This window comes from Alphaproteobacteria bacterium (assembly GCA_039980135.1).
Lineage (GTDB): Bacteria > Pseudomonadota > Alphaproteobacteria > UBA6615 > UBA6615 > UBA8079.
Genome location: JBDXCV010000011.1, coordinates 178,533 through 204,643 on the forward strand (window position 1 = coordinate 178,533; position 26,111 = coordinate 204,643).

The 26,111-nt window shown below is 61.3% G+C and carries 28 protein-coding genes; 10 read left to right on the forward strand and 18 right to left on the reverse strand.

The annotated features are described in order from the left end of the window. Positions 1-4: 4 nt before the first annotated feature. The 3 genes from ABJ363_15470 to ABJ363_15480 are packed head-to-tail and all read left to right on the forward strand — an operon-like array spanning position 5 to position 3,774. The gene (locus tag ABJ363_15470) at positions 5-1,762 is read left to right on the forward strand and encodes a hydantoinase B/oxoprolinase family protein (protein ID MEP4380393.1); all 1,758 of its coding nucleotides are present in this window, start codon (positions 5-7) and stop codon (positions 1,760-1,762) included. 38 nt (positions 1,763-1,800) lie between these two features. Beyond that, positions 1,801-2,562: an SDR family oxidoreductase gene (locus tag ABJ363_15475; protein ID MEP4380394.1), complete on the forward strand. Its 762-nt coding sequence runs from the start codon at positions 1,801-1,803 to the stop codon at positions 2,560-2,562. Positions 2,563-2,571: 9 nt separating this feature from the next. After that, positions 2,572-3,774: an MFS transporter gene (locus tag ABJ363_15480; protein ID MEP4380395.1), complete on the forward strand. Its 1,203-nt coding sequence runs from the start codon at positions 2,572-2,574 to the stop codon at positions 3,772-3,774. A 5-nt stretch (positions 3,775-3,779) separates the two neighbouring features. On the opposite strand, the gene ABJ363_15485 is transcribed toward ABJ363_15480, so the two are convergent. From ABJ363_15485 to ABJ363_15500, 4 genes are all read right to left on the reverse strand, one after another. Further along, positions 3,780-4,616, reverse strand: a complete 837-nt coding sequence (locus ABJ363_15485) for a nitroreductase family protein (protein MEP4380396.1) — start codon at positions 4,614-4,616, stop codon at positions 3,780-3,782. A gap of 51 nt (positions 4,617-4,667) precedes the next feature. After that, positions 4,668-6,290: a 3-(methylthio)propionyl-CoA ligase gene (locus tag ABJ363_15490; protein MEP4380397.1), complete on the reverse strand. Its 1,623-nt coding sequence runs from the start codon at positions 6,288-6,290 to the stop codon at positions 4,668-4,670. An 89-nt stretch (positions 6,291-6,379) separates the two neighbouring features. Next, positions 6,380-7,180 carry an alpha/beta fold hydrolase gene (locus ABJ363_15495; protein ID MEP4380398.1) on the reverse strand — a complete coding sequence of 267 codons (801 nt, stop codon included), beginning with the start codon at positions 7,178-7,180 and terminating at the stop codon, positions 6,380-6,382. A gap of 163 nt (positions 7,181-7,343) precedes the next feature. Next, complete coding sequence (locus ABJ363_15500) at positions 7,344-7,583, reverse strand: hypothetical protein (protein MEP4380399.1); 240 nt, start codon at positions 7,581-7,583, stop codon at positions 7,344-7,346. A gap of 531 nt (positions 7,584-8,114) precedes the next feature. Here ABJ363_15500 and ABJ363_15505 point away from each other — a divergent pair. From ABJ363_15505 to ABJ363_15515, 3 genes are all read left to right on the forward strand, one after another. Then, positions 8,115-8,615, forward strand: a complete 501-nt coding sequence (locus ABJ363_15505) for a flavin reductase family protein (protein ID MEP4380400.1) — start codon at positions 8,115-8,117, stop codon at positions 8,613-8,615. Positions 8,616-8,740: 125 nt separating this feature from the next. Further along, the gene (locus ABJ363_15510; protein ID MEP4380401.1) at positions 8,741-10,240 is read left to right on the forward strand and encodes a CoA-acylating methylmalonate-semialdehyde dehydrogenase; all 1,500 of its coding nucleotides are present in this window, start codon (positions 8,741-8,743) and stop codon (positions 10,238-10,240) included. Continuing rightward, on the forward strand, positions 10,237-11,022 hold the full coding sequence (locus ABJ363_15515; protein ID MEP4380402.1) for an ATP-binding cassette domain-containing protein: 786 nt from the start codon (positions 10,237-10,239) through the stop codon (positions 11,020-11,022). The genes ABJ363_15510 and ABJ363_15515 overlap by 4 nt, the downstream gene beginning before the upstream one ends. A 6-nt stretch (positions 11,023-11,028) precedes the next feature. Here ABJ363_15515 and ABJ363_15520 read toward each other — a convergent pair whose 3' ends face one another. From ABJ363_15520 to ABJ363_15560, 9 genes are read right to left on the reverse strand one after another with little or no spacing between them, the layout of a single operon-like run. After that, positions 11,029-11,937 (reverse strand): PfkB family carbohydrate kinase, encoded by a 909-nt coding sequence (locus ABJ363_15520; protein MEP4380403.1) that lies wholly within the window; start codon positions 11,935-11,937, stop codon positions 11,029-11,031. Between the two features lie 9 nt (positions 11,938-11,946). Continuing rightward, entirely contained in the window at positions 11,947-12,894 is a 948-nt protein-coding gene (locus tag ABJ363_15525) for a DmsC/YnfH family molybdoenzyme membrane anchor subunit (GenBank protein ID MEP4380404.1), read from the reverse strand. A 20-nt stretch (positions 12,895-12,914) separates the two neighbouring features. Continuing rightward, complete coding sequence (locus ABJ363_15530; protein ID MEP4380405.1) at positions 12,915-13,664, reverse strand: 4Fe-4S dicluster domain-containing protein; 750 nt, start codon at positions 13,662-13,664, stop codon at positions 12,915-12,917. Next, the gene (locus tag ABJ363_15535; GenBank protein ID MEP4380406.1) at positions 13,661-16,612 is read right to left on the reverse strand and encodes a molybdopterin oxidoreductase family protein; all 2,952 of its coding nucleotides are present in this window, start codon (positions 16,610-16,612) and stop codon (positions 13,661-13,663) included. Before ABJ363_15535 ends, ABJ363_15530 begins: the two co-directional genes overlap by 4 nt. 10 nt (positions 16,613-16,622) lie before the next feature. Further along, positions 16,623-17,141 carry a universal stress protein gene (locus ABJ363_15540; GenBank protein MEP4380407.1) on the reverse strand — a complete coding sequence of 173 codons (519 nt, stop codon included), beginning with the start codon at positions 17,139-17,141 and terminating at the stop codon, positions 16,623-16,625. Between the two features lie 5 nt (positions 17,142-17,146). Beyond that, the gene (locus ABJ363_15545; GenBank protein MEP4380408.1) at positions 17,147-17,938 is read right to left on the reverse strand and encodes a TIGR02186 family protein; all 792 of its coding nucleotides are present in this window, start codon (positions 17,936-17,938) and stop codon (positions 17,147-17,149) included. Then, positions 17,935-18,861, reverse strand: a complete 927-nt coding sequence (locus tag ABJ363_15550) for a sulfite exporter TauE/SafE family protein (protein MEP4380409.1) — start codon at positions 18,859-18,861, stop codon at positions 17,935-17,937. The genes ABJ363_15545 and ABJ363_15550 overlap by 4 nt, the downstream gene beginning before the upstream one ends. A 60-nt stretch (positions 18,862-18,921) precedes the next feature. After that, on the reverse strand, positions 18,922-19,263 hold the full coding sequence (locus tag ABJ363_15555; GenBank protein MEP4380410.1) for a rhodanese-like domain-containing protein: 342 nt from the start codon (positions 19,261-19,263) through the stop codon (positions 18,922-18,924). Positions 19,264-19,292: 29 nt separating this feature from the next. Beyond that, complete coding sequence (locus ABJ363_15560) at positions 19,293-19,616, reverse strand: metalloregulator ArsR/SmtB family transcription factor (protein MEP4380411.1); 324 nt, start codon at positions 19,614-19,616, stop codon at positions 19,293-19,295. A 69-nt stretch (positions 19,617-19,685) separates the two neighbouring features. Here ABJ363_15560 and ABJ363_15565 point away from each other — a divergent pair, with 69 nt between their 5' ends. Further along, on the forward strand, positions 19,686-19,937 hold the full coding sequence (locus tag ABJ363_15565; protein ID MEP4380412.1) for a sulfurtransferase TusA family protein: 252 nt from the start codon (positions 19,686-19,688) through the stop codon (positions 19,935-19,937). Continuing rightward, the gene (gene mtnA, locus ABJ363_15570) at positions 19,934-21,037 is read left to right on the forward strand and encodes an S-methyl-5-thioribose-1-phosphate isomerase (protein ID MEP4380413.1); all 1,104 of its coding nucleotides are present in this window, start codon (positions 19,934-19,936) and stop codon (positions 21,035-21,037) included. The genes ABJ363_15565 and mtnA overlap by 4 nt, the downstream gene beginning before the upstream one ends. A gap of 9 nt (positions 21,038-21,046) precedes the next feature. Here mtnA and ABJ363_15575 read toward each other — a convergent pair whose 3' ends face one another. The 3 genes from ABJ363_15575 to ABJ363_15585 all read right to left on the reverse strand — a co-directional run bounded on the left by ABJ363_15575 (position 21,047) and on the right by ABJ363_15585 (position 22,790). Further along, the gene (locus ABJ363_15575; GenBank protein MEP4380414.1) at positions 21,047-21,355 is read right to left on the reverse strand and encodes a DUF1330 domain-containing protein; all 309 of its coding nucleotides are present in this window, start codon (positions 21,353-21,355) and stop codon (positions 21,047-21,049) included. Between the two features lie 33 nt (positions 21,356-21,388). Beyond that, entirely contained in the window at positions 21,389-22,252 is an 864-nt protein-coding gene (locus tag ABJ363_15580) for a c-type cytochrome (GenBank protein ID MEP4380415.1), read from the reverse strand. A 70-nt stretch (positions 22,253-22,322) separates the two neighbouring features. Beyond that, on the reverse strand, positions 22,323-22,790 hold the full coding sequence (locus tag ABJ363_15585; protein ID MEP4380416.1) for a cytochrome c: 468 nt from the start codon (positions 22,788-22,790) through the stop codon (positions 22,323-22,325). 234 nt (positions 22,791-23,024) lie between these two features. Between ABJ363_15585 and ABJ363_15590 the strand changes: the two genes are divergently transcribed. After that, positions 23,025-23,789 carry a DUF1223 domain-containing protein gene (locus ABJ363_15590; protein MEP4380417.1) on the forward strand — a complete coding sequence of 255 codons (765 nt, stop codon included), beginning with the start codon at positions 23,025-23,027 and terminating at the stop codon, positions 23,787-23,789. Between the two features lie 12 nt (positions 23,790-23,801). Here ABJ363_15590 and ABJ363_15595 read toward each other — a convergent pair whose 3' ends face one another. Then, positions 23,802-24,767, reverse strand: a complete 966-nt coding sequence (locus ABJ363_15595) for a GDP-L-fucose synthase (GenBank protein ID MEP4380418.1) — start codon at positions 24,765-24,767, stop codon at positions 23,802-23,804. Positions 24,768-24,785: 18 nt separating this feature from the next. Next, complete coding sequence (locus ABJ363_15600) at positions 24,786-25,580, reverse strand: enoyl-CoA hydratase-related protein (protein ID MEP4380419.1); 795 nt, start codon at positions 25,578-25,580, stop codon at positions 24,786-24,788. A gap of 107 nt (positions 25,581-25,687) precedes the next feature. On the opposite strand from ABJ363_15600, the gene ABJ363_15605 reads away from it, so the two are divergent. After that, complete coding sequence (locus tag ABJ363_15605; GenBank protein ID MEP4380420.1) at positions 25,688-26,071, forward strand: VOC family protein; 384 nt, start codon at positions 25,688-25,690, stop codon at positions 26,069-26,071. The last annotated feature ends 40 nt before the right edge of the window (positions 26,072-26,111 follow it).

The window sequence follows — 26,111 nt, forward strand, 5'->3', positions numbered from 1 at the left end:
GGCCATGACAGACAAGCAACTCGACGGCGCGCAACTCGCCATCATGGCCAACCGGTTCGAGGGCATCTCCTCGAAGATGGGCAACACCCTGCTTCGGACAGGACGATCCGGCGTGCTCAACCGGGCGAAGGATTTTTCCTGCTGCATACTGACGGCGGATTGCGACCTGCTGGCCGTGGCCGAGAGCCTGCCAATCCACGTGCTGTCCGGTCCGGACATCATGGCGCGCTCCATGAAGGAATTTCATCCGGAGCTGAAGAAGGGCGATGCGTTCTTGCACAACTCGCCCTACCACGGCTGTTCCCATCCGGCCGACCACACGATCATCATGCCGGTGATCGACGATGTCGGGGTCCACCACTTCACGGTCCTGGCCAAGGCCCATCAGGCCGATATCGGCAACTCGATCCCGACGACCTATCACGGCACGGCACGCGATGTTTACGAGGAAGGCGCGCTGATTTTTCCGGCGGTCCAGGTGCTCAAGGACTACGAAACCGTCGAGGACATCGTGCGGATGTGCCAGCTGCGAATCCGGGTGCCGGAACAATGGCATGGCGATTTTCTGGCGATGCTGGGCTCGGCCTTGATCGGAGAACGCGAGCTTCTGGCGCTGGGCCAGGAGATGGGTTGGGACACGCTGCATGCCTTCACCGGACAGTGGTTCGAATATTCGGAAAAACGCATGGCCGACGCCATCGGCGTCGTGCCGAAAGGGAAGGCATCGGCCCAATCCACCCATGACGCGATACCGGGCACACCGGACGAGGGGATCACCGTCACGTCCGAAGTTACCGTCGATCCCGATGCCGGGCGGATCACGGTCGATCTGCGCGACAATGCGGATCAGATGAACTGTGGCCTCAATGTCTCGGAATCCTGTACGCGCACGGCGGCATATATAGGCATTTTCAACTCGATCGATCACACGGTGCCGAAGAATGCAGGATCCCTGCGTCGCATCGAACTGCATCTGAAAGATGCGGGTGTGGTCGGCATTCCGCGTCACCCCATCAGCTGTTCGGCGTCGACCACAAACCTGGCCGACCGCATTGTCTCCGCGACGCAGCGTGCGATGGCGGAAATGGGCGACGGGTTCGGCATGGGCGAGGTGGGTTGCTTTTGCCCGCCCTCGACGGCGGTGGTCTCGGGCACCGATCCGCGCAACGGCAAACCTTATGTGAACCAGCTGTTTCTCGGGCATACCGCCGGTGCGGGCGCCCCCCATCAGGATGCCTGGCTGACCATGCTCCATGTCGGGAACGGCGGCATGTGCTTCATCGATTCCGTCGAGCTGGACGAGGTCTACACGCCGATCCATGTCCACACCCGCCGCCTGATCCCCGACAGCGAGGGGGCGGGTCGTCATCGCGGGGCCCCGGGCATCGAAGTGGAGTATGGGCCGATCGACTGCCGCATGGAGGCGGGTTTCGTGCATGATGGGAACATCCACGTGCCCCAGGGTGCTCGCGCCGGAATGCCGGCGGCACGGTCGAACCAGTTCAAGGCGACACGCAACAAGGATCTCGAGGTGCTCGAGCAATGTTCGATCGTCTGGATCGAGGACGGTGAGACCCTGGTCTCGATCGCACAGGGGGGCGGGGGGTATGGTGACCCCCGGTCTCGCGATCCCGACCGGGTGCTGCATGATGTGCGCGAGGGCATCGTCAGCCCAGCGCGGGCGGAAGAGGTTTATGGCGTGGCCATCGCGGACGGCATGTCCGTCGATGTCGCGCGGACAACGGAACTGCGATCGGCTTGAGGGCCGGTCCGAAAATTCAGGAAAGAGGGAGAATTCAGATGCGTTTGAAAGACAAGGTGGCCATCGTCACGGGTGGTTCGGTCGGTATCGGCGCGGCAATCGCCAAACGCTATGCGGCAGAGGGTGCGACCGTCGCCACGGTCTACAAGAGTAACGATGCGGGCGCGGCCGGGATCATCAAGGAGATCACGGATGCCGGCGGCAAGGGCAAGGCGTTCAAGTCCGACGTGTCCAAGGTTAAGAACATCGAGAAATTGGTGGCGGACGTTATCGCGGAGTTCGGCCGGGTTGATATTCTGGTGAATAATGCGGGTGTGTTCCGCACCGTTCCCGTGATGGAAACGACCGAAGAAATCTGGGATGAGCAGCTCGATCTCAACCTCAAGGGCTATTTCTTCATGGTGAAGAGCCTCGTACCGCATTTCCGCGAGAATGACGGCGGCAAGGTGGTCAATATCTCATCAATCGCCGGTACCGGCGCGTTTCCGAACTGCCCGGGATATTGCGCGTCCAAGGGTGGGGTCGTGAACATGACCCGCGCGCTTGCCGCCGAACTCGGCAAGGAAAAGATCAACGTCAATTCCATCGCACCGGGTAACGTTGCGACGCCGCTCAACGCGCATCTGCGCGGTCCCGGCAACGAGGAGTATATGGAGCTGATGAAGACCTTCACGCCGACGGGAATAGATTTCATCGACCCCGAGGACATGACCGGCACGGCCGTGTTTCTGGCGACGGAGGATTCACGCATGATCCACGGCGAGACGGTGATCGTCGATGCCGGCTGGTCCGTCTGGTAGGAGCCGGTCTTGCTCAATCGCGAAGGTGCGCATTTCCTGCTGCTGAACGTCGGTCACTTCTTCGACCATCTGTTCATGCTCATCTTCGCGACCGCGGCGGCGCTGGCACTCTCGCGCGATTGGGGAATGAGCTACGGACAGCTGATAACCTATGCGACGCCGGGATTCATCGCGTTTGCGGTCTTCACTATCCCCGCCGGCTGGCTCGCCGACCGATGGAGCCGCGAAGGAATGATGGCGGTTTTCTTCATCGGTATCGGCGCATCCTCTGCCTTGACTGCACTCGCCGATACGCCCCTGCAGATGGCGTTCGGCCTCTTCGCCATCGGCATGTTCGCGGCGATCTATCACCCGGTCGGTATTGCGCTGGTCGTACACGGACGTACGCGAACCGGGGTGCCGATCGCGGTGAACGGTGTTTTCGGCAATCTCGGAGTCGCGTCGGCGGCTTTGATCACGGCGTTGCTGATCGACAATATCGGCTGGCGGTCCGCATTCGTCTGGCCGGGCCTCGTCTCCATGGCCCTGGGCCTTGTCTACATCGCCGTGGTGCGCGGGCGCAGCCATGAGGCACAGGCGCGTGCACGGCCGGATGCCGTCGGTGGCGCCGCATCTCTGACGCTTGATCGGGGAACCATGATCCGGGTGCTTGTCATCGTCCTCGTCACATCGTCGCTGGGTGGGCTGATTTTTCAGAGCACCACATTCAGTCTGCCGAAGGTGTTCGATGAGCAGCTCGGCGATCTGGCCGTGTCCGCAACCGCGGTCGGGTCCTATGCGTTCCTGGCCTTCGCGATTGCTTCGGTTGGCCAGCTCGTCGTGGGATACCTTGTGGACCGTATGCCCGTGCGTCGCGTGTTCATGGTCGTGGCGGCCCTGCAGGCCGCTCTGTTCTCGCTGATGCCGGGTCTGTCGGGTTGGAGCGCCTTGCTGGTCGCCGTGGCGTTCATGTTCGCCGTCTTCAGTCAGATCCCGATCAACGATGTACTGATTGGTCGTGTCGCGCGCAGCGACTGGCGGGCGCGGGTTTACGCCCTGCGCTACACGATCAACTTCTCGATCATCGCCTCTTCGGTGCCGCTCATCGGCTGGATACACGGGCGCTGGGGATTCGATACCCTGTTCGTGCTGCTGGCAATCACGGCTGTCGGGATTCTGACCGCCGCGTCGCTGCTGCCCGCGTTGCGGTTCGCCACGGCGCCGGCCGAGTAGGAAGCCTAGTTCAGCTTGAAACCTTTTTTGCGAATATAGGCGCCGAAATCGGTGCGCTGGGGCTCGTTGTATTGGCGCGCCTTGTCTTCGGACCATGTGTAGGGGTCGCGGGTGCCGAAACGGTCGGGTTCTCGCTGTGACCCATAGGGGCGGAGATTCGCGCGCCGCGCGTCATAGGCCTCGATCGCATCCCACTGGACGTCGTCGTCGTAGGTATCTGTGTGGACGGTGGCGGCAAGCGGCAGGCGCAAGTTGATCCTCGGTGTGCGGGCCGGCCAGCCCAGGGTCATGCCGGCCACGGGGAATACCCAGTCGGGCAGGCCGAGCAACGCGTTGACCGTCTCGAGATGGTCGCGAATGGTGCTGATCGGACAGGTGCCGAGCCCCGCGGCATCGGCGGCCAGCACGAATGCGGACAGCGCGATCCCGGCGTCCACGCCGGCGTTGAAAAACGCGTCGAGATGATCATTTTCGAACGGGTGGCCGTGGCGCTCGTGGATCTGGCGCAGGCGACGGTTGTTGCCACAGAAGACGAGAAACACCGGCGCGTCGGCGATCCAGGGGCTGCCCGGGAACAGCGCATTGATCGCGGCGCGCTTGTCCGGATCCTCCACGATAATGATATCGCGCTGCTGGAGATCGCTCTTGGTCGGGGACGCGAGCGCGAGCGCACATAGCTGGCGAACCAGATCGGGACTCAAGGGCGTGTCCGTGTAACTGCGGCAGGATTGGTGGTTGGCGATGGAATGCCAGAGCGCGGCATCCGGTGCGTCTGGGATATCCTGTGGCGCGTCGTCAAAGCGAAGTTGCAGCAGCTCGTCGATGTCTGGGGCGTCGGCCATGATATGTCGTCTTTCCGTGATGTCCTGGCATGTCTGCCCGACCGTGCGGGGCTAAGCGTCCGGCAGTTGATGGTCGCCAAACTGCTCGCGTAGCCTGGTCTTGAGAACCTTGCCCGTCGCGCCCAGCGGCAGCTCGTCGATGTAGACCGTGTCATCCGGCAAACACCATTTGGCCAGCTTGTCGCGCATGAACGCCGTCAATTCCGCATGGCTCGGCTGTTCTTCGGCGGCGGGCACGACGATCAGAAGGGGGCGCTCGTCCCATTTCGGGTGGGGAACGCCGATGACGGCCGCCTGGGCGACATCCGGATGGCTCATGGCGAGGTTCTCGATCTCGATCGAGCTGATCCATTCTCCTCCTGATTTGATGACGTCCTTGGACCGGTCCGTGATCTCCATATAGCCGTCGGGATCGATGGTGGCGACGTCGCCCGTGGCGAACCAGCCTTCGGTGTTGCGTACTTCGGAATTTTCCAGCTTGAAGTAATTGTCGATAATCCAGGGGCCGCGAACCTGCAGGTCTCCGAAGGCCTTTCCGTCATGGGGCAGTGCCTTGCCGGCATCGTCTGTGATCCGCATCTCGACTCCGAACACCGGACGTCCCTGCTTGGTCTGCTGTCGCAGCCGTGTCGTCTTGTCGGTCATCGATGGTTTGGGAATGGAGACGGTGCCGAGGGGGCTCATCTCGGTCATGCCCCAGGCGTGCCGGACCTCGACGCCATAGTCGTCCTGGAACTCGCGGATCATCGATTCCGGGCAGGCGGAGCCGCCGATCACGGTGCGTTTGAGTGCGGGCGCGTGCGTCGATGCCTCACGCCAGTGCGCCAACAGCATGAGCCAGATCGTCGGGACACCTGCGGCGAATGTGACGTCTTCCTCGATCAGCAGTTCGTGAATGCTGGCGCCGTCGAGTTTCGGTCCGGGAAACACGAGCTTTGCCCCCACCATCGTCGCACCATAGGGGATGCCCCAGGCGTTGACGTGGAACATGGGGACCACCGGCAGGATGACCTCGCTTTCACCCATATTCAGCACATCGGGCAGCGCGGAGGCGTAGGCGTGGATCATGGTCGATCGGTGGCTGAACAGCGCGCCTTTGGGGTTGCCGGTCGTGCCCGACGTGTAACAGAGCGACGAGGCGGTGTTCTCGTCGAACTCCGGCCAGGTCAGGTCGTCTGAGTGGCCGTCGATCAGTTCTTCGTAGCAATGGACGTTCGGCAGCCCGGTCTCGGGCATGTGCGCGCGATCTGTCATGACGATCAAGCCTTTCAGCCCGCGCAGTTCGTCGGCCACATTCTCGATCAGGGAAATGAGGTTTGCATCGACGAAGACGAAGGCGTCTTCGGCATGATTCATGATGTAGGTGAGCTGGCTCGAATGCAGGCGGGGGTTCAGCGTGTGGGTGACGGCGCCGATCCCCGACACGGCATAGTAGATTTCGAAATGGCGGTGGGTATTCCAGGCCATGGTGGCGATCCGATCACCCAGTTTCACGTCGAGCGCCCGCAGGGCGTTGGCGAGCTGGCGCGCGCGCTTGTGGGCGTCACGGTAGGTGTAGCGGTGGATCGGGCCCTCGACCGTACGGGTCACGATTTCGCGGTCACCCGATGTGAAATCGGCGTGCTCGAGCAGGCTGGAAATCAGCAACGGTTTGTCCATGATGCATCCAAGCATGGACGGTCCTCCCTATGAGTCCGGTGTTGGCCACCGGTTTGTAGGCGAAGTATCAACCGGTCCCGGCCCCGGCTCAAGGGGGCTGCAGGCTAGCCTGCCACCCGCCGCAGGAACTCGAGACAGATAGCCGCGAACCCGTCAGGGTCTTCCATCAGCGCCACGTGCCCGGTCCCTTCGAGTATCTTGAGCTCGGACCCCGGGATCTGCGCATGTATTTCGGCCGACAGATGAGGCGAGGCGATCAGATCGAGATTGGAACATGTCACGAGTGTCGGGACGGTAATGGATGGCAGGCGGTCATAGGTATCGCCCCGGATGCAGGCCTCGAGCTGGCCGATCCAGCCCGCGTTGACGGGTGATTTTTCCAGCAGGAACTGGCGGTGGGTGTCCATCTCATCGACATGGGCGTCGTAATAGGCGCTGGCGTGCAGCGCCAGCATGCTGATTTCGGCCAAGGCCACGCGTTGGTCATGCTGGGCCAGATAGAGCCGGGTTTCCTGGAATTTCTTGAGCCGCGGGCCGTTCCGGGTCCAGCTGTGGTGGATTCCGAGACTAAGGACGCGGTCGGGGTGATTGAGGGCGAGTTCCTGAGAGATATGCCCCCCCATCGAGAATCCCATCACATGGGCCTGGTCTATGCCCGCGCTGTCGAGGACATGCGCGGCGTCGTCGGCCATGTCGGCCAGACTGTAGCCGCGCTCGGGAACACTGGACGCGCCGACACCGCGATTGTCGAACACGATCGTGCGATAATTCGGCGCGAAGTGCGGAATCTGTCCCGCCCAGAAGCCGAGATCATGCCCCGTACCGCTCACCAGGATCAGGGGCGGCCCGTCCCCGTGTATCTCGAAGTTGATTTCGACGCCATCACGCGGCGGGGTCATGGGCATGGAAGAACTCCGGCTGGACTGACCCGCGCAGCATGCCCAAGCCCTGATGCGGATTCAAGGTTGTGGAACGGAAAACCGCCCCAGGCGACTGCCCGGAGCGGCTCCAAAATTTCATCCGTTACCTTCGGGTCCGCCCTGTGGCAGCCCCGGCGGCGTAAGCGCTCTAACTCGGATTTCTTTTGGCAAACAACCAGAGAATGATCGCGACCGCGATCAGACCGACCACACCGTTGTCGCCGAGTGTCTGGATCAGGCTGATCAGCTCACTCACGACGCCTCCGAAGAACGGCAATTCTCCGGTGGTCAGGATATCAAGCACGATCGCGAGGGCGATGAGCAGGAGGCCAAGCTCGGTGAGCTGGCCGACCGCCTTCTTGAACTTGTCGATCATATTTTCGGGCATTTTTTCCCCCTTATGAGTTAATTCAGACTTACAAGCCTTCGGACCACAACATTTCGTGGGCGCCGAGGAGTATCACACAACATGTTCGAAATCTGTCAAGGAGGCGAATACAGTACAAGTGTACAAAATTAAGTATATATAATAAAAAATGCTAAGGAAACTTTCTTATATACTGTATAATATTTTGTAATTTGCGTATATATTCCATAATTGTGCCAGAAATTTGGAATATATTACTATGTTAAATTGATAAGTCCGTTTTATTTACATAATTTTATTACTTGCGGCGGCGCCGATGCCGTCAATCGGACGCTGCCACTGAAGTATGCAGACTATGACGGCTCGCCATATCGAACGGGCGTTGGTCCGCGTGAAACGGATTATTCTTGGCATACATCGGTCTGGCGCCCACTAAGTGATCTTGAAGTCCTCAGGCGGTTGCATTCCCCGACCTGTCAGCGGTACATCTCGACTCTATCGTTTTCCCGGCCTTCGGCGCCTGGATAACCCGGAGAATAAGAGGTATTGGCTATGCCGGAAGCAACCATCGACAGTCGCGAGTTTCGTAACGCATTGGGCAACTTCGCGACCGGGGTCACGATCATTACGGCCAAGGGCGAGAACGGTGATCTGGTCGGGGTTACCGCCAGCTCGTTCAATTCGGTATCGCTCGATCCGCCGCTGATTCTATGGAGCCTCGATCGGAACTCGGCGAGCCTTCAGATACTCGAGGCGGCAAGCCACTTTTGTGTGCATATACTGAGCAAGGATCAGGGCGAGGAATGCATGGCATTCGCGAAGACCGGCGTTGATAAATTCGCCGACCTGGAATGTGGCGAGGGTCTGGGTGGTGCGCCTCTCATCAATGGTTGCCTGGCGCGATTCGAATGCCGAAACGTGGTGCATCATGACGGCGGAGATCACGTGATCATTGTTGGCGAAGTCGAGCGTTTCGACGTTCAGGACGGCGAGCCGCTGGTTTTCTTTCGCGGCAAGCTGAGCAATCTTGCCCCCCAGGCCGGCGACGCCTGAAGCGCGGCTTTCCGTCGCTTGCCGGGAGTCCCCCTGTTCCAGTTACCCGGCTATAATCAAAGGGCACATCCGTACAATCGGATACCCGAACAGAGGCGTTCGCGCCCACGGAGGAGAAATCGGTTATGAAAACCTTGGACCACTGGATTAACGGCGCGGCCTCTGCCGGCACATCCGATCGTATGGGACCCGTGTTCAATCCGGCGACGGGCGAGCAGGTGGCGCAGGTTCATCTGGCGAGCGGCGCGGATGTGGATTCGGCCGTCGCCGCGGCAAAGGCCGCATTGCCCGAATGGTCGGCGACGCCGCCTCTGCGGCGCGCCCGGGTCATGTTTCGCTTCAACGAGCTGATCCTGCAGCACACCGATGAACTGGCCGAGCTGATTACCCTCGAACACGGCAAGACGATCGAGGACGCCAAGGGTGACATCCTGCGCGGTCGCGAGGTCGTCGAGTACGCCTGCGGCATCCCGCACCTGCTGCGCGGAGACTTCACCGAAGATGTCGGATCCGGCGTGGACGCGTATTCCATGCGCCAAGCAGTCGGTGTGTGTGTGGGCATTACCCCGTTCAATTTTCCGGCCATGATCCCGCTTTGGATGTTCCCGCTGTCGATCGCCTGCGGAAATACCTTCATCCTCAAGCCGTCGGAACGTGACCCGTCATGTCCGTTCCGGCTGGTCGAGCTCGCCCATGAAGCCGGTGTGCCCGAAGGGGTGATCAACATGGTCAACGGCGACAAGGAGGCCGTCGATGCGCTCCTGACCCATGCCGATGTCGATGCCGTTTCCTTTGTCGGCTCGACCCCGGTGGCCTCCTACATCTACGCGACGGCTGCCGAGCACGGGAAACGCGTACAGGCCCTTGGCGGCGCGAAAAACCATATGGTCGTGATGCCCGATGCGGATCTGGATCAGGCCAGCGACGCATTGATCGGCGCGGGATACGGCTCCGCCGGCCAACGGTGCATGGCCGTCTCGGTCGCTGTCGCGGTCGGGGACGATACGGCTGATGCGCTGGTTGAGAAACTGGTGCCGAAGATTGAAGAGCTCAAGATCGGCCCCGGATCGGCCTCGGATATTGAGATGGGCCCGGTCGTGACCAAACAGGCCCATGATCGGATCCTGAGCCTGATCGATCAGGGTGTTGCCGATGGCGCGACCCTCGCGGTGGACGGCCGCGGTCTCAAGCTTCAGGGTTACGAGAATGGCTACTTCATGGGCGGTACGCTGTTCGACCATGTGACCGAGGACATGAGCATCTACACCGAAGAAGTGTTCGGGCCGGTCCTCGCGCTCGTCCGGGCGAAAGACTATGAGTCTGCGCTCGACATGGTGAACCGCAATGAGTACGGCAACGGCACCGCGATCTTCACCAAGGACGGGGACGCCGCGCGCGACTTCGCCGAACGGGTGCTGATCGGCATGGTCGGCGTGAATGTGCCGATCCCGGTGCCGGTCGCCTATCACAGCTTCGGTGGCTGGAAACGGTCCCTGTTTGGCGATACCCACATGCATGGCATGGAGGGGGTCCGGTTTTACACGCGGCTGAAGGCTGTCACATCCCGCTGGCCCAAATCCGGTGTGCGTGAAGGTCACAGCCTAACGATGCCGACAATGCAGTGACCGAAAGCGACGACACGCCGAAAATCCGCCTGGCCGGGGTGACACGCAGTTTCGACGGGCTGCGGGCCCTCGATGCGGTGGACCTCCGGCTGGCGCCGCGGCAATCGCTTGTGTTGATTGGCGGATCGGGCAGCGGGAAATCGCTGCTGCTCAAATGCATTCTCGGATTGATCGTTCCCGATACGGGTTCGATCGAAGTCGATGGTGTCGAGACCGTCGGCATGCCGGAAAGCCAGCGTATGGAATGGATGCGTCGCTTCGGCGTGTTGTTTCAGCGTCAGGGTCTGTTCGACAGTTTGACCGTCTGGGAAAACGTGTCCTTCCGCCTGCTGCAGGAACCGGGCACGTCACGAGGTGACGCACGGGATATCGCGATCGAGAAGTTGAGGCAGGTGGGACTGTCGCCAGACACGGCGGATATTTCGCCGTCCGAACTCTCGGGCGGCATGCAGAAACGCACCGGTCTGGCGCGCGCCATTGCGACAGATCCGGAAATTCTGTTTCTCGACGAGCCGACCGCGGGCCTCGATCCGATCATGAGCAATATCATCAGTGACCTGATCAATGACCGTGTCGACGATCTGGGGGCGACGGCGATATCGATCGTCAGCGATCTTGCCGTTGTGCGTAGGATCGCCGACCATGTTGCGATGCTGCATGAAGGTCGTGTTGTGTGGCGTGGGCCCGTCGCCGAACTCGATGAGACGGACAACGCCTATGTGCGCCAGTTCGTGAGCCAGTCCATCGAAGGGCCGATCCGGATGCCGGCGCTCGCAGGCTAGGGTCGGTCAGGCGGAGGTTGCGCCGTCCAGGATTTCCCAGATTTCCGCCCGGCACGGGATGGCCCCGCGGCCGCCGGGTTTCGAGCATTTGAGACCGGTGGCGGTGTTGGCAAATTGCGCCGCCAAAGCCATATCCTTTTCCTCGCCGATGGCCAGCGCAAACGCGCCGAGAAATACATCCCGGGCGCCCAGCTTGTCGATCACGGGGAGGTCCAGCGCGGCGATGCTGTGCATTTTGCCTTCTTCGTCCAGCCAGCTGAAACCGTCCCATCCGGCAGTGACACTGACCCGCGCTTCCGTTGTTGCGGCGACCGCTTCGAGGCTGGCTTGCATGTCCGCCACGGCCGAATATTGCAGCAACCCGGCGCGCGAAAAGACCACGTGGCTCGCCATTTCGATCATTTCACGGGGAACGGCATTGCGACCGGCTTCGCCGTCTAGGATTGCAGGAATTCGGTGGTCATATGCGCTCTGGAGCGCGGACATGGCAGCTTCGGGCCAGCACGGGTCAACCAGAATGGCACTCGTATCCTCGATCCGACCGAATGGCAGCCAACTCGCGTCCGTATCCAGGTCTCGCCCGGCGAAAATGGTTTCATGGCGTTCGCCGTCCCCATTGATGAGGATCGACGAGACCGGCGACTGGCCACCCGGAACGAGACGCACCTGCTCGGTCTGCACCCCGTGTCGCTTGAGGCCGTCGAGTACCTGCAGGCCCGTTTCATCGTCGCCAAGCCGGCCCCAGAAGGTGGAGAAACCGCCCAGACGAACAACGGTGACGCTCGCGGTTGCCGCCGTGCCGCCGCCGTACTGATTGAAGTCGTGTGCGAATGCGAGGTCCCCGCCGGCCAGTTCGAAATCACCTTCGAACACGTGGTCGAGAAATGCGATTCCAACACAGATGACTTCAGCCATGACCTCTCTCTAGACCTCTGAAGCGCCGTAGTAGAGGGAGGCCGCATGCTGCGCTTCGGCGAAAAACAGCCAGCGCTCGATCAGAATGCCAATGGTCGCGCATATCAACGCGACGAACGATGCTGCCGTGGCATACGGGGCCGCCAGGAGGCCAGCGATGACCAGGGCGAGGGAGGTTGTCACGCCGCCGACAAGAAGCGCGATCCTGCGCAGTCGTGCGGCGTGTTTGCGGGCGATTGTGTAGCCCATCTCTCGCATGACGTAGTTCTCGCTGCTGTGCGGCGATTCCAGCAGCCGGACTTTGCCGATCGCGCCGAGGCCTGTCGCCGATTCAGCGGTGGCGACAGGTTGTGCGTTGTCGATCTGGCGCCAATAGGCGATTTTCAGCATCCATGTCGCGAGCGTAATCACGGCGGCACACCAGGCAACAAGGCCGGGTGTGGGCCAGAATACCGACGCGATCGCGATCACGAGGACGGCGCCCGAGGACATGGCGAAGGCGATATAGAGAGGCACGACCAGCGGTGTCGACCAGCGCGGGATGGCGCGAAGGCTGGCATAGATCATGCCCGTGCAGCCCACGGTAGCGAGACAGAGCAGTGCGGCAATCAGGCCGGCCCAGATCCAGATGGCGTCATATGCGCCAAAGAACAAGGATCCCACGGCGAAGATCAGTATCGGTACATAGGTCATGAGCGCGGCCACACCTTCGCGCGACAGCCATGACGATCGCCATTGGCTCAACGCCCGCCAGGCGCGCTCGGGATGTCCCAGGTGAAAGGTCGATGAAAGGAGGCCCGCGGTGATCAGGGCCAGAGACACGATGATCACCGACGCACCGAGCGCCGCGGTCAGGGGAACGAAACCGACCAGTGCGAGCACGACAAGCCAGACGATGGCGCCATAACCGGCACCGGATGCGCTTGTGAAGAAAATGACGGAATAGGCGGGGTTCATGGAATTCGTGGTCGCTCAGGTTAGCGGGAAAGCATGCGGTCGACCCAATTCAGGAAATCGCTACCCGTGTCGTTTGATGCCGGGAGGGATTCGGGCGCCGGCGCGGGCGTCGCGAGATCATGGCGCGTCGATTCACGCGGCGGGAGATACTTGTTCACGGGCTGCATGCCCATTTCGGGCATCAGGTCATAGCCGCCACGGTCTGCGACGATTTGGCTGACATCGGAGTTCGGGTCGCCGAGGTCGCCGAAATGGCGCGCGGAGGCCGGGCAGGTCGAGACACATGCCGGCAACCGGTCTTCCGGCGGCAGGTTCTGATTCTCGATCCGGTCGATGCACAGGGTGCATTTCTTCATCACCCCGTCGGCATAATCATACTCGCGTGCGCCGTAGGGGCAGGCCCATGAACAGAGCTTGCAACCGATGCAGGTGTCCGCGTTGACCAGGACGATACCGTCGCTTTCGCGCTTGTACGATGCACCGGTGGGACACACGGTGACGCAAGCCGGTTCATCGCAATGCAGGCAACTGCGCGGGAAATGGACCGTTCGACCGCTGGCCCCGTCGCCGGCCTCGAAGCTGTGGACCCGGTTGAACCAGACGCCGTGCGGGTCTGCGCCATAGGGGTCTTCATCGGTCAGGGGGGCGGAATGACCGCCCGTGTTCCATTCCTTGCAGTTCACGGCGCAGGCGTGGCACCCGACGCAAATGTCGAGATCAATGACCAGGCCGAGTTTGCGACCCTGTGAGGCGTCGGGAAGGCTCGTCATGTGTCTGCGCCACCGCGATTGCGCCGCCAGTTCGATGCGGGCAGAAAACGCGCGCCAAACCGCAGTCTCTTCGCGGCCTCACCGACACCTGGCGCACGTGGCAACACATTGTCCGTTGGGGAATCTGCGGTGGTCCCGTCGTCCTTGATAATCCGCACCCGCAGGTCGAACCACGCCGCCTGACCCGTGATCGGGTCTGTGTTCGCAAAGCGGTAGCCGTCCTTGGGTGGCAACAGGTCGGTAATGAGATGGTTCAGCAGGAAGCCCTTGTTCGATTCCGGTGCGTCCGGAGACAGGTTCCATGTGCCGCGCTTCTTGCCGATCGCGTTCCACGTCCACACAGTGTTGCCATTGCAGCCCTCCATGAGCGCGATCGTGGCCTTGATGCTGCCGTAGGGGCTTTCGACCCGAACGGCGTCGCCATCGGCGAGCCCCTGTTCCTCGGCCGTATCGCGATTCATATGGAGCTTGTTCCAGCCGTGAATCTGGCGGAGCCAGGCGTTCTGCGATCCCCAGGAGTGATACATCGCCATCGGGCGCTGGGTGAGCGCATGGATGGGGTACGCGTCGAGATCGGTATGCGATTCCTCGAATGGTGCGTACCAGATGGGAAGAGGATCGAATGTCTCTGCGATGCGATCGCGGTAGCGGACCGGCGGGAGCACATTTCCAAATCCCTGGCCGGCGAGTTTGAAGCGCTGCAATGGTTCGCTGTAGAGTTGCAGGACGATCGGGTCGGCGGATGCGATCCAGCCCATTCTCGCGGCCTTGTCGAGATAGGCGCGATTGGAGTGCTTGTAATACCGCTCGTCCGGCGCAAACTCCTCGCTCCAGAAACAGCCATTCTCGATGTAGCGGTTTAGTTGGTTATCGTTGGGTGCCCCACTACCGTGGGATGAGCCGTCCTCGCCGCGCCAGCCGGCCAAAGGCCCGATGCCCGGTGCGCGCTCGTGATGGACGAGATAGTCGGCATAGCCACCCGGATATTTAGCGGTTCCGGTTTCTGACGTGAAGGCGGGCAGGCCGAGCCGCGCGCCCAGTTCGATCAACACATCCTGAAACGGTCGTACATCGCGATCGGGCGCCATAACGGGCTGGCGGATCGCGTCGGCGGGACCATCGGCGCTGCAGATCGGCCGATCCAGCAGGCTGACGCAGTCCCAGCGTTCCAGATAGGTGGTGTCCGGCAGGATCAGGTCCGCATAGGCGATCATTTCCGACTGAAAGGCATCGGAATAGATGATCTTCGGGATTTTATACTCACCGGTTTCCGGATCGGTGTCGGTGAGCATCTCGATGGTTTCGGTGGTGTTCATCGACGAGTTCCAGCTCATGTTCGCCATGAACATGAACAGAACGTCGATCGGATAGGGGTCACCCGCCCAGGCATTGCGGATCACCGTGTGCATCATGCCGTGGGCCGCCAGCGGCGCATCCCACGAATAGGCCTTGTCGATTCGCAAAGCCGTGCCCTGATCGTCGATCAGCAGGTCTTCGGGGCTGGTGATGAAACCCAACGGCGGTCCGGCCATCGGCGAACCCGGCGACACCTGATGGGGCTTGCCGGCCGGCTTGGGCCCGGGCGGGGCCGGGCGCGGAAAGGGCGGTTTGTAGCGAAATCCACCGGGGCAATCGATGCTGCCCAGCAGCATCTGCAACAGGTGGATCGCCCGGCAGGTCTGGAATCCGTTCGAGTGGGCGGAAATTCCGCGCATGGCATGCATCGAGACCGGACGACCTGTGATCTTGTCATGTTTGCGTCCGGCCCAGTCCGTCCATTCAATATCGAGCGAAATTTCCTGCTCGAAGGCGGCGTGAGCAAGTTCGGCGGCGATCCGGCGGATCCGGTCGGCATCGATGCCGGTTTGTTCCGCAACCGCGTTCGGGCTGAAGGCTTCGTCGAGATACCGGTCGAGCACCAGCTGGAACGCAGGTACCGCCTCGCCGTCAGACCCGCCATCGCCCGGGGCGCCTTCATGGAGGGAAAAGCGTCCGCGCATGGCGGGCGATATATCGGTCCGGGCGGCATCGACGATTTGGTCGCTGTTGCGGTCGTAGGCGAGGGGTTTGCCGTCGCGTCCGCGGACGAACAGGCCGTCATCCGCGGTCCCTGGGGCGCGTCTTACGAGCCAATGCGCGTTGGTGTATCGGGCCAGAAAATCGAGATCGACGTTACCGGTACGAACCAGTTCATGAATCAGGGCCATGACCAGCAAACCGTCCGTACCCGGCCGGATGCCGACCCACTCGTCGGCGATTGCGGAATATCCGGTGCGCACCGGATTGACCGAGACGAATTTCGCGTCGCCCTTGGTCTTGAGTTTCCCCAGTCCCATCTTGATCGGGTTGGAATCGTGATCCTCGGCGACGCCGAACATCATGAAATATTTGGTATTTTCCCAATCCGGCTCGCCAAACTCCCAGAATGATCCGCCGATTGTGTAGATGCCGGCCGCCGCCATGTTGACGGAGCAGAACCCGCCATGGGCGGCGTGGTTGGGGGTGCCGAACTGGCTGGCCCAGAATCCGGTCAGCGACTGGCTCTGGTCGCGACCGGTAAAGAACGCAAGTTTGCGCGGGTCACGGCGGCGAATTTCGGCGAGCCATTCGGTCGCCGTGTCGAGCGCCTCATCCCAGCTTATGGCCTCGAACTCGCCCGAACCGCGAGGGCCAACCCTGCGAAGGGGCTGGGAAAGGCGGGCCGGCGAATAGTGCTGCATGATTCCGGCCGAGCCCTTGGCACAAAGAACCCCCTTGTTGACCGGGTGATCGCGGTTGCCTTCGATATAACGGATCGCACCGTCTTTCAGGTGGACCTTGATGCCGCACCGGCAGGCGCACATGTAGCAGGTAGTGGTTTTTATCTCGTCGGATACCGCAGGAGATTGATCGACCCTCTCGTATCGGTCGTCATCGAAACGGTCGTCTGGGCGTATATCGTCGGGCATTCGCTGAAAACTAGACCAGGGTGTCGATTTGTTCGTCGGTCAGCCCGCCGGGGATGATGGTGACGGGGATGCGAAGCTGGCCGAGCGCCTTCTTTGTGAGATGGGTGATCAGGGGACCGGGACCACGGCGGCCTGTCGAGGTTGCGAGGACGAGGATTCGAATATCCTTTTCTTCCTCCAGCAACTCGACGACGGCGGATTTCGGGTCGCCTTCGACCAGATAGAGGATCGGCAGACCGCCATACAAACGGAAGACCTCGGCGGCGTGTTCCTGAAGAAGTTGTTCGGCTTCTTCACGGGCTTCTGCCTGCATCAAATTGCCGACGGCGGCCCAATGCTGGAAGTCCGCGTCATGAATGACGCGGACAAGTCCGACCCTTCCGCCGGTGCGTCGCGCGCGCAGGCTCGCCCACCGCAGGGCGACACGCATCTCCGGTGAGTTGTCGACAACCACGAGAAAGACAGCAGCACGCTCTCCGGTTGTCGGGTTGTGATCCTGTGTGTTCTCGTGGGCGGGCGAATCGGTCATGGCCATCAAACCTTACGGAACACGAAGCCGGCGAACCAGCCGGCAATCAGCGCGATGACAACGGCTATCAACCCATAGACAGGCGCTTGTTCGAACGCGAATTCGGTGACCTTCGCTTCGAACCCGACCTTTCGGACCTGCAGAAGAGATTCCGACCGGTCCGAGATCGCGCCGTCCTGCACCAGATACACCGTCACCTTATAGTCGCCGGTCGGCACGTTCGCGGGGAGTGCGACCCGGGTGCGAAACAGCCGGTTGCCGCGAAAATCGACGTCCCGGAGGCCTTCGGTATAGAGATTGCTGCGCTGCTTGTTGCGGATCAGTGCTTTGCGGAATGCTTCTTCCTGTTCCAGCGACAGGAGGAAGTGCGGGTTGAAGGAGATATGGTCTGTGCCGATCTGGTTTGTATCGAGGAGCGGTCGCGGCAGAATATCGTCGAGCGGCGCGGATGCGGCCACATGGTAGAAGCCGGGGGCATCGTCGAACACCAGTTCGGATGCGTTCACCCAGATGCCGGCCACGCGTTCCTTGCGCCGGACGATTACCTGGCTGCTCGGAGAGCGCACGACGACGATGACGTCGCCTTCGCCTTCCGTTGCACCGAACAGAATAACATCGGCGCCCTTGAAGCCGGTGCTGATGCCGATCAGATCCTGGCTGAGGTCGATTACGAGCGCGTCGTCGCGCGCGGCGTCGGCCGGGATTTGCAGCAATGCCAAGACGGCGGCAACGGTGATCCCCGCGCGCATGGCGCCGAATATGCGCAGATATTCGAATATTTGCCGCGGATTTCTCATAGGCCGAAACCGGGTGTTTCGCTGATCGAGTAAATGTCTTCGGGCGTGGAAACCAGGTCGAACCCGATCTTGGCGCAGACCCCGAGCACCATGAGTGCCAGCAGGCCGCGGAGTTCCTCGCCGCGCAGGCGCCCGCTGACCTTGGTTCCCAGCTGTGCGCCGATCACGGCGCCGGTGAGCAGCAGCAGCGCGAGTACAACATCGACGGTCTGATTGTTGACGGCCTGGAGGAAGGTGACATTCGCCGTCACGAAGATGATCTGGAACAAGGATGTCCCGACCACGACGGCTGTCGGCATGCCCAGGATATAGATCATCGCCGGCACCATCAGGAACCCGCCGCCCACGCCCATGATGGCCGCGAGGATGCCGACGAAAAACCCGATACCCAGCGGTAGCAACGCGCTGATATAGAGCCGTGAACGCCGGAAGCGCATTTTGAAGGGCAGGCCGTGCAGCCATGTGTGCTGGTGCAACTTGCCGCGCGTTGCAGTACCGGTGCGGCTTCGGAAAATTGCGCGGGCGCTTTCAAACAACATCAGGAAACCGACGATCCCCAGAAACAGGACATAACTGAGCTGGACCAACAGGTCGACCTGACCGATTTCCCGGAGGAATGTGAAGATTCCGACACCGAGTCCGGATCCGGCGAATCCGCCAATCGTCAGGACGGCGCCCATCTTGAAGTCAACATTGCGCCGGCGCATGTGGGCAAGCACGCCCGAAACGGAGGCCGCGACGATCTGGTTGGCTTCGGTTGCGACGGCTACCGCAGGCGAGATGCCGATGAAGATCAACAGCGGCGTCATCAGGAACCCGCCGCCGACGCCGAACAATCCGGACAGGAACCCCACGCCGCCACCCATCAGGAGGATGAGGAAGGCGTCGACCGACATTTCGGCGATGGGAAGATATATGGTCATTCTGTCCGTACGTAATCGATCGGGCCTCGGTTGGCCCGGGTTCTGGTTTTCCGGCCCTGCTCAGCCGGTCTCGACGGGAAAGTCAGCTGCCATCCATTCAAGGATACCGCCGGTCATTCGGTGGATTGTCCCTGAATATCCCTCGGCGATGAGTTGCTCCGCGGCGACGCCACAACGCTGACCGACCCGGCAATGCAGGATCAGGTCCTTTCCGTCGTCCGGCGTGATGCGTGAACCGTCGAAATTGGATAGCGGCACCAAGTGAGCGCCGGCAATGCGCATCTGTTCATTTTCATGGGGTTCGCGCACGTCTACGATATAGGCGGTGCTTTCTGCGATGCGCGCGCGCACGTCATCTGCCGATAGCATGACGACCTGGGGCACCGTTGGGGATTCAGTCATTACGTGCGCATCCTTTGGTCGTCTCCCGGTCAGTCCGGCGGCGCGATATCGGCTTCTGCATCGGCGCAGTAGAGATCGTAGAGTGTGCCGAGTACCGACTGTGCCTCATCGCTCGAGATGGAGTAAAATATTGTTTGTGCATCCCGGCGCGTTTTGACGAGGTGCTCGCGACGAAGCCGCGCCAGATGCTGAGAGAGTGCGGACTGACTCAAACCGACCAGCGGCTCGAGTTCGCCGACGGACTTTTCGCCCTGGCTCAAATGGCACATGATCAGCAGCCGGCGCTCATTCGCCAGCGACTTGAGCAGGCGGCTCGCCTGGCCAGCCTTTTCCTGAAGTGCCGCAGGGTCCATTCGGGGGTCCATTCGGGGGTCCATTGGATTAGTGTATTCGTATATTAGAAAACCGGTCAATGTGAACTGATGACAGAAATGCAATCCGACGGCGATCAAACGCTCGACACCAGTGGCATGAAATGCCCGCTCCCGGTCCTGAAAGCCAAGAAGGCGTTGAAATCCATGGCGCCGGGCGCGACGTTGCGGGTCCTCGCGACCGACCCCGGGTCGGTCCGGGACTTTGCGCATTTCTGCGAAGCCACGGGCGATTCCCTGCTGGAGGCGCGCGAAGGTGAGGGGGTCTACATCTTCCGGATTTGCAAGGCGGACAGCGCGTGAGGATCGACGGCAATCCATACCGGACGATCTGGTTGGGCGATGATGGCTGGACGGTGGAAATCATCGACCAGACAATGCTGCCGCACCGGTTTGAAATCGCATGTTTGCGCTCGCTTGATGATGCCGCGCACGCCATTCGCGCGATGCTCGTGCGCGGTGCGCCTCTCATCGGTGCGACGGCCGCTTATGCTATGGCCCTGGCGATGCGTGCCGACAGTTCCGATGCCGGGCTCGACAATGCCCACACCACCCTCATGGCGACCCGCCCGACGGCGGTGAATTTGCGCTGGGCGCTCGACGACATGCGAACCCGCCTGGAGAGCCAGCCGGAGGATACTCGTGCCGCGTTGGCGTATACGCGTGCGGCGGAGGTGTGTGATGAGGATGTGGCGATTTGCAGCGCGATCGGCGACCACGGCCTGACACTTATCGAGGCGGCCTTCGAAGCGCGGACGGGCGAGGGGCCGGTCAACATTCTCACCCATTGCAACGCAGGCTGGCTCGCGACCGTGGATTGGGGCACCGCGCTGGCGCCGATCTACAAGGCGCATGATCTGGGTATTCCCGTACATGTGTGGGCCGATGAAACCCGCCCGCGAAATCAGGGCGCAGCGCTCACCGCATGGGAGCTTGGCCGCCACGGAGTGTCCCACGCCGTCATCGCAGACAATGCCGGCGGGCACATGATGCAGCACGGGCTTGTGGATCTGTGCATCACCGGTACGGACCGAACCGCGGCGTCCGGTGATGTGGCGAACAAGATCGGCACCTATCTCAAGGCGCTTGCGGCCCGCGACAATGAGGTGCCTTTCTATGTCGCCCTGCCGTCACCGACGATCGACTGGACGCTTACGGATGGGGTGCGGGATATTCCGATCGAGCAGCGTGACCAGGACGAGGTGACGCATATCGCCGGGAAGACAGCTGCGGGTGATCTCGTCTCGGTCCAACTCACACCCGATGGATCCCCGGCAGCCAACCCGGCCTTCGACGTGACGCCGGCACGGCTCGTGACCGGTTTGATCACGGAGCGCGGAGTCTGCCCCGCCAGCACAGAGGGGCTGGCGGCGTTGTTTCCGGATTTGGCCGACGCGTTGTAGCGCCGCTTCCTAGCGGGGTGTCGCGTCACCACCATCCACGATGACGAGCTCGTTCTGTGCGATGCCCGGCACCCGGCGGAACTTCGCCGCTTCAACATATTCCGGTGAGTTGAAGCAGGTCTCGGCGTCGTCCAATGAATCGAATTCGATCACCACGAACCGCTCATAGGGGGTCTCGCCTTCGAGCACCCTTTTTTCGCCGCCACGCGCCAGCACGCGGCCATTATACTTTGCGAGAATGGCAGGGATGTGGTCGGTGTACTTCTTGTATTCGTCGGGGTTGTTGATCTTTGAACGTGCGAGCCAGTAGGCGGGCATGGTCATTCTCCAATAAGTGGGTATGTGGCCGGTTTATCGTGCGTCGGCTATGGGCGGCAAGGACGACAGATAGGTCGCGATCGCTTGCAGGTCATCTGCCGATAGCTTGCCCGTACTCTCTTCGACGACATCGGTCATGGCGCCGCCGACAAAGTCTCCGTCGGGCAACAGGCCGATCTCGAGCATGGAAACGATGTCGTCCTCGCTCCAGTCGCCGATACCGCCAGGGCCGGGCGTGATGTTCGGGACGGCGTCGCCCTCGGGTCCGTTCGAATTGCCGGCGAGTGGGCGATCGGAATCGACAACCCCCAGAATATTTCGCGGTGTGTGACATTCGCCGCAATGGCCCGGGCCGTTTACCAGATAGGCGCCGCGGTTCCAGGCATCACTCTGGTCGGGGTCTGCCACGAAGGGGTCGTCGTTGAAGAACAACAATTGCCAGCCGATCATGCTGGCGCGAATGCCGAAGGGGAACGGCAGGTCGTGATCGGGGACGGGGTTGCGCACCGCCGGGACAGTATCGAGATATGCCTTCAAATCCAGCATGTCCTGCCGGGTCATGCGCGTATAGGAGGTGTAGGGAAAGGTCGGGTAATAGCGACCGCCGTCCGGCGACACGCCCTTGCGCAGCGCGCGGATGAAATCCTCGTCGCTCCAGCTGCCTATTCCCGTTTCGGGGTCCGGCGTGATGTTGGGGGTAAAAAAGGAACCGAAATCGGTCTTGAGTTCGCGGCCGCCGGCGAGGAACGCGCCGTCCTTCGGGACCGTATGGCAGGCCACACAACCGGCCATCGCGAGCACGTATTCGCCGCGCACGGCATCGCCGGTCTGTGCGAACGCGGGCAGGGAGCCCATGAGCGCCGCCAGTATCGGTAGTGTTTTGATCATCGCTTTCATGGACCGATCCTAGCAAAAAAAATCGCCCGGGACTGCCGGGCGATTTTCTTGTTGGCTGACGCGAGTACCCTCAGACTTTGGGACCCCGGTAGGCCTTGTGGCAAGCGCCGCACGTGGCGCCGATCTTGCCGACGACGGCCTTCGGATCGGAACCGAGTTTGCCGGCGGCGGCGTCTGCGGCGACCGAATCGGCGGCAGCTTTCAGCGCGTTGGCCTTGGCCGTGAAGTCGGCGAAGTTGGTCCAGATCTCGGCCTTCGCGCGATTTTCGCCCGGCTTGCCGTCCTTGAACAGTTCGGGGATTTCGGCGGCAGTCTCGCTGACCTTGGCCGCGATCTGCTGCGCTTCGGCTGCATTGCCGCCGGCGACGGCGCCGCCGAGTGCCTTGAGCGCGCCACCCAGTGACTTCATCGCGGCGCTCCGGTCTGCGTGATTGTCAGCCGATACATCGATGCTGCTGAACGACGTAAATGCGACCGCCAGTGCCAGCGCGGCACCGGCGATCAGGCCGGTCTTGGTTAGTTTGCGAACGGTGAACATATATATCTCCCAATTCCCCATAAACGTGACGCCGTTACCCGGTTACGAGCCGAAACGACCATGCCACGAGACCGCGTAAGCCACTGGATTACCACCGAAAACGGGTGTTGTTCACGGGAACGTGAACAAAAACGCAGAAACTGACTCAAACTTGTGTGAGTGGTGGAATAATCGCCCGCCGAGGCTGTTAACGTGAATGTGTGTTCGCATTCACTACACGGCAGGAGAGACGATATGAGAGCAGTTCGAGTCGCAGTCGGGGGGCTGGTTCTGGCCGGTGCGTTGCATGCATACGGACCGGCAGTAGCCGAGAGTGACCTGCCGACGGTGATCGAGTTGTTTACATCCCAGAGCTGCTACTCCTGTCCGCCGGCCGAGGCCTATCTCGGCGAACTGTCCGCGGAGAAAGACATCCTCGCGCTGGAATATCACGTCGATTACTGGGACCGGCTGAACTATGGCCGCCACGGTCGCTGGAAGGATGTTTTCTCCACACCCGAAATGACCCAGCGGCAACGTGCCTACAATGTAGAGATTCGGGATACTGGCAGCGTCTATACCCCCCAGATGGTGATCGACGGTCGCACCGAGGCGGTCGGCTCGCGCCGCCGGGAAGTGCAGAACCTCATCGCCAAGGCTCGAACGGACGATCAACCACGTGTCGCCGTTGCGGTTTCGGCCGCTCCGAATGGCGGCGTGACGGTTTCGGTTGGCAATGTCGCCAATGGCCAAGCCGATGTCTGGCTGGTGACGTTCATCCGTGAAGTGACGACGCAGGTGGTGCGCGGCGAAAACCACGGCAAGACACTGACCAACCACAATATCGTTCGCGCGATGCGTCATATCGGCGAATGGGACGGCACGAAGACCGACATCGGCGTCACCGACCTCACGCTCGAGGAAGGGCAGAGTTGTGCGGTTCTCGTCCAGGACGGCAGGGTCGGCCCGGTCCTCGGGGCGGCTTATTGCCCGCCGGGCGTTGGCGGCGCGGCGTCCTGATGACCCATCCGCTCAGCGCGCGAGGTTGTCGGCGCTGAGGGTCCGCAGGTTGTCCACGTTTTCGAGATACCAGACGTAGGTGCGTTCGACGGCATCGCGAAGGCTGATCTTCGAGCGCCAACCGAGGTCGGTCAGCCGGGAAACATCGACCAGCTTGCGGGGCGTGCCATCCGGGCGCGACGTGTCATATTCGAATGAACCCGTGTAGCCGACCACGTCGGCAACGAGTGTTGCAAAGTCGGCAATCGAAATATCCTCGCCGGTGCCGATGTTGACGAACGGTTCGTCTGAATAGTTGTTCATCAGATAGATGCACGCATCAGCCATATCATCGGCGAACATGATCTCGCGCTTCGGTGTGCCCGTGCCCCAGATCGCGACCTTCTCTGCATTCGACAGTTTGGCCTCATGCATGCGCCGGATCATTGCCGGGGCCATGTGCGAGGTCTCGTAGTCGAAATTGTCGCCGATCCCGAACAGATTTGTCGGCTGCACGCTGATCGCGTCGAATCCGTATTGCCGTCGATACGCCTGGCACATCTTGATCCCGGCAATCTTGGCAACCGCGTACCACTGGTTGGTTTCTTCCAGCGGCCCGGTCAGCATGTATTCTTCCTTCATGGGCTGGGGCGCGTCGCGCGGCATGATGCAGGTCGATCCGAGAAACAGCATCTTCTTCGCACCGGCGCGATAGGCGGTGTCGATGAGGTTCGTCTGGATCTTCAGATTGCCCGCTATGAAATCTGCCGGATACATCTCGTTTGCCAGAATTCCACCCACGATCGCGGCAGCGTCGAGCACATAATCCGGTCTTTCCTTGTCGAAGAAATCACGCACGGCGGCCTGTTCGGTCAGGTCGAGTTCCGCACTGGTCCGGGTCACGATATTGGCGTGGCCCTGGGCAATGAGCTGTCGCACCAGCGCCTGGCCGACCAGCCCGCGATGTCCCGCGACGTATATCTTGGCGTCCTGTTCCATGTTCGTATCCGCTTGGCGTTACTTGACGTACTTTCGGAACTCCGGCTTGCGGCGATCCTGAAACGCCCGGCCGCCTTCCTTGGATTCCTCCGTGGCGTAATACAACTTCAGAGCCTCGAACCCCAATGCGCCGATCCCCTTTATATGGTCGGTGTCCGCGTTGAAGGACCGCTTGGCGATCGCAAGTGCGGTCGGGCTGCGTTCCATCAGATCGGCACACCAGCGGTCCACTTCGGCATCCAGGTCCTTGTCCGGTACGACCGCGTTCGCCAGTCCCATCTCCAGGGCCTCGCGCGCGGTGTACTGGCGGCACATGTACCAGATCTCACGGGCCTTTTTCTCGCCCACCACCCGGGCCAGATAGGCGGTGCCGTAGCCCGGATCGACTGAACCCATGCTGGGGCCGACCTGGCCGAAAATGGCACCCGCACCGGCGATGGTAAGATCGCACACGGTGGCAATCACGTTGCCGCCGCCGATGGCGTAACCGCGGACCTTGGCGATCACGGGCTTGGGCACATCGCGGATCAGCCCCTGGAGCTCTTCGATGGGAATGCCGGTGGTACCGCGGCGGCTGCCATAGCCTTCGGTGGCCTTGTTTTCGAGGGACTGGTCGCCGCCGGACGAGAAGGCGCGATCACCGGCGCCCGTGATCACCATGACACCGACCGACTTGTCCCAGCCGGCGTCCTGCAACGCATCGATCATTTCCTCGATTGTGTGCCCGCTGAACGCATTGAGCTTGTCGGGGCGATTGATGGTGATGGTCGCCACGCCGTCGCGGGTTTCATACAATATGTCGTCAAAGCTCATGGTTTCGCTCCCCCTCATTGGGCGCAATCATAGCCGTAACGCTTGACCGGCGCCCGTTTGGTTATAGTTGAGTTGGTATCGCGCAGCATATTTCCGGAGATATTCGAATGCCAAAGAAGCCTGATAAGCGTCCGCCGGTCGCGGTGGGACATGTCTCGCTGCATGTGAAGGATGTGCCGCAGGCGAGTGCGTTCATGCAGGTGCTTGGCCTGCGTTCGGTGTTCGAGGCACCGAAATTCGCCGTCCTGGAGTTGCGGGGCGGCACCCACCTGATCCTCAATCAATCACGCAAGAAGATCAAAGCGGGCGATATCGCACCCGTCGACCTGATGGTCGATGACGTCGAGGCGATGCGTGACTATTGCAAAAAGCACAAACTCAAACCGTCGAAAATCACGTCGGGTTCCGTGCACAGTTCGTTCTATGTGCCCGGCCCCGATGGCTGGTCGATCAAGATCACCTCGTCACACACCTCCGGCCGCCCGGTTTGACTGGGGCATTCCGGACCTGTCACAAGCCTCGTGATTGAAA

Coding starts and splice junctions, on each gene's coding strand:
- ABJ363_15470 (MEP4380393.1), top strand. CDS start 5: ATGACAGACAAGCAACTCGACGGCGCGCAACTCGCCATCATGGCCAAC.
- ABJ363_15475 (MEP4380394.1), top strand. CDS start 1,801: ATGCGTTTGAAAGACAAGGTGGCCATCGTCACGGGTGGTTCGGTCGGT.
- ABJ363_15485 (MEP4380396.1), bottom strand. CDS start 4,616: ATGGCCGACGCCCCAGACATCGACGAGCTGCTGCAACTTCGCTTTGAC.
- ABJ363_15490 (MEP4380397.1), bottom strand. CDS start 6,290: ATGCTTGGATGCATCATGGACAAACCGTTGCTGATTTCCAGCCTGCTC.
- ABJ363_15495 (MEP4380398.1), bottom strand. CDS start 7,180: ATGCCCATGACCCCGCCGCGTGATGGCGTCGAAATCAACTTCGAGATA.
- ABJ363_15500 (MEP4380399.1), bottom strand. CDS start 7,583: ATGCCCGAAAATATGATCGACAAGTTCAAGAAGGCGGTCGGCCAGCTC.
- ABJ363_15505 (MEP4380400.1), top strand. CDS start 8,115: ATGCCGGAAGCAACCATCGACAGTCGCGAGTTTCGTAACGCATTGGGC.
- ABJ363_15510 (MEP4380401.1), top strand. CDS start 8,741: ATGAAAACCTTGGACCACTGGATTAACGGCGCGGCCTCTGCCGGCACA.
- ABJ363_15520 (MEP4380403.1), bottom strand. CDS start 11,937: ATGGCTGAAGTCATCTGTGTTGGAATCGCATTTCTCGACCACGTGTTC.
- ABJ363_15525 (MEP4380404.1), bottom strand. CDS start 12,894: ATGAACCCCGCCTATTCCGTCATTTTCTTCACAAGCGCATCCGGTGCC.
- ABJ363_15530 (MEP4380405.1), bottom strand. CDS start 13,664: ATGACGAGCCTTCCCGACGCCTCACAGGGTCGCAAACTCGGCCTGGTC.
- ABJ363_15535 (MEP4380406.1), bottom strand. CDS start 16,612: ATGCCCGACGATATACGCCCAGACGACCGTTTCGATGACGACCGATAC.
- ABJ363_15540 (MEP4380407.1), bottom strand. CDS start 17,141: ATGACCGATTCGCCCGCCCACGAGAACACACAGGATCACAACCCGACA.
- ABJ363_15545 (MEP4380408.1), bottom strand. CDS start 17,938: ATGAGAAATCCGCGGCAAATATTCGAATATCTGCGCATATTCGGCGCC.
- ABJ363_15550 (MEP4380409.1), bottom strand. CDS start 18,861: ATGACCATATATCTTCCCATCGCCGAAATGTCGGTCGACGCCTTCCTC.
- ABJ363_15555 (MEP4380410.1), bottom strand. CDS start 19,263: ATGACTGAATCCCCAACGGTGCCCCAGGTCGTCATGCTATCGGCAGAT.
- ABJ363_15560 (MEP4380411.1), bottom strand. CDS start 19,616: ATGGACCCTGCGGCACTTCAGGAAAAGGCTGGCCAGGCGAGCCGCCTG.
- ABJ363_15565 (MEP4380412.1), top strand. CDS start 19,686: ATGACAGAAATGCAATCCGACGGCGATCAAACGCTCGACACCAGTGGC.
- ABJ363_15575 (MEP4380414.1), bottom strand. CDS start 21,355: ATGCCCGCCTACTGGCTCGCACGTTCAAAGATCAACAACCCCGACGAA.
- ABJ363_15580 (MEP4380415.1), bottom strand. CDS start 22,252: ATGAAAGCGATGATCAAAACACTACCGATACTGGCGGCGCTCATGGGC.
- ABJ363_15585 (MEP4380416.1), bottom strand. CDS start 22,790: ATGTTCACCGTTCGCAAACTAACCAAGACCGGCCTGATCGCCGGTGCC.
- ABJ363_15590 (MEP4380417.1), top strand. CDS start 23,025: ATGAGAGCAGTTCGAGTCGCAGTCGGGGGGCTGGTTCTGGCCGGTGCG.
- ABJ363_15595 (MEP4380418.1), bottom strand. CDS start 24,767: ATGGAACAGGACGCCAAGATATACGTCGCGGGACATCGCGGGCTGGTC.
- ABJ363_15600 (MEP4380419.1), bottom strand. CDS start 25,580: ATGAGCTTTGACGACATATTGTATGAAACCCGCGACGGCGTGGCGACC.
- ABJ363_15605 (MEP4380420.1), top strand. CDS start 25,688: ATGCCAAAGAAGCCTGATAAGCGTCCGCCGGTCGCGGTGGGACATGTC.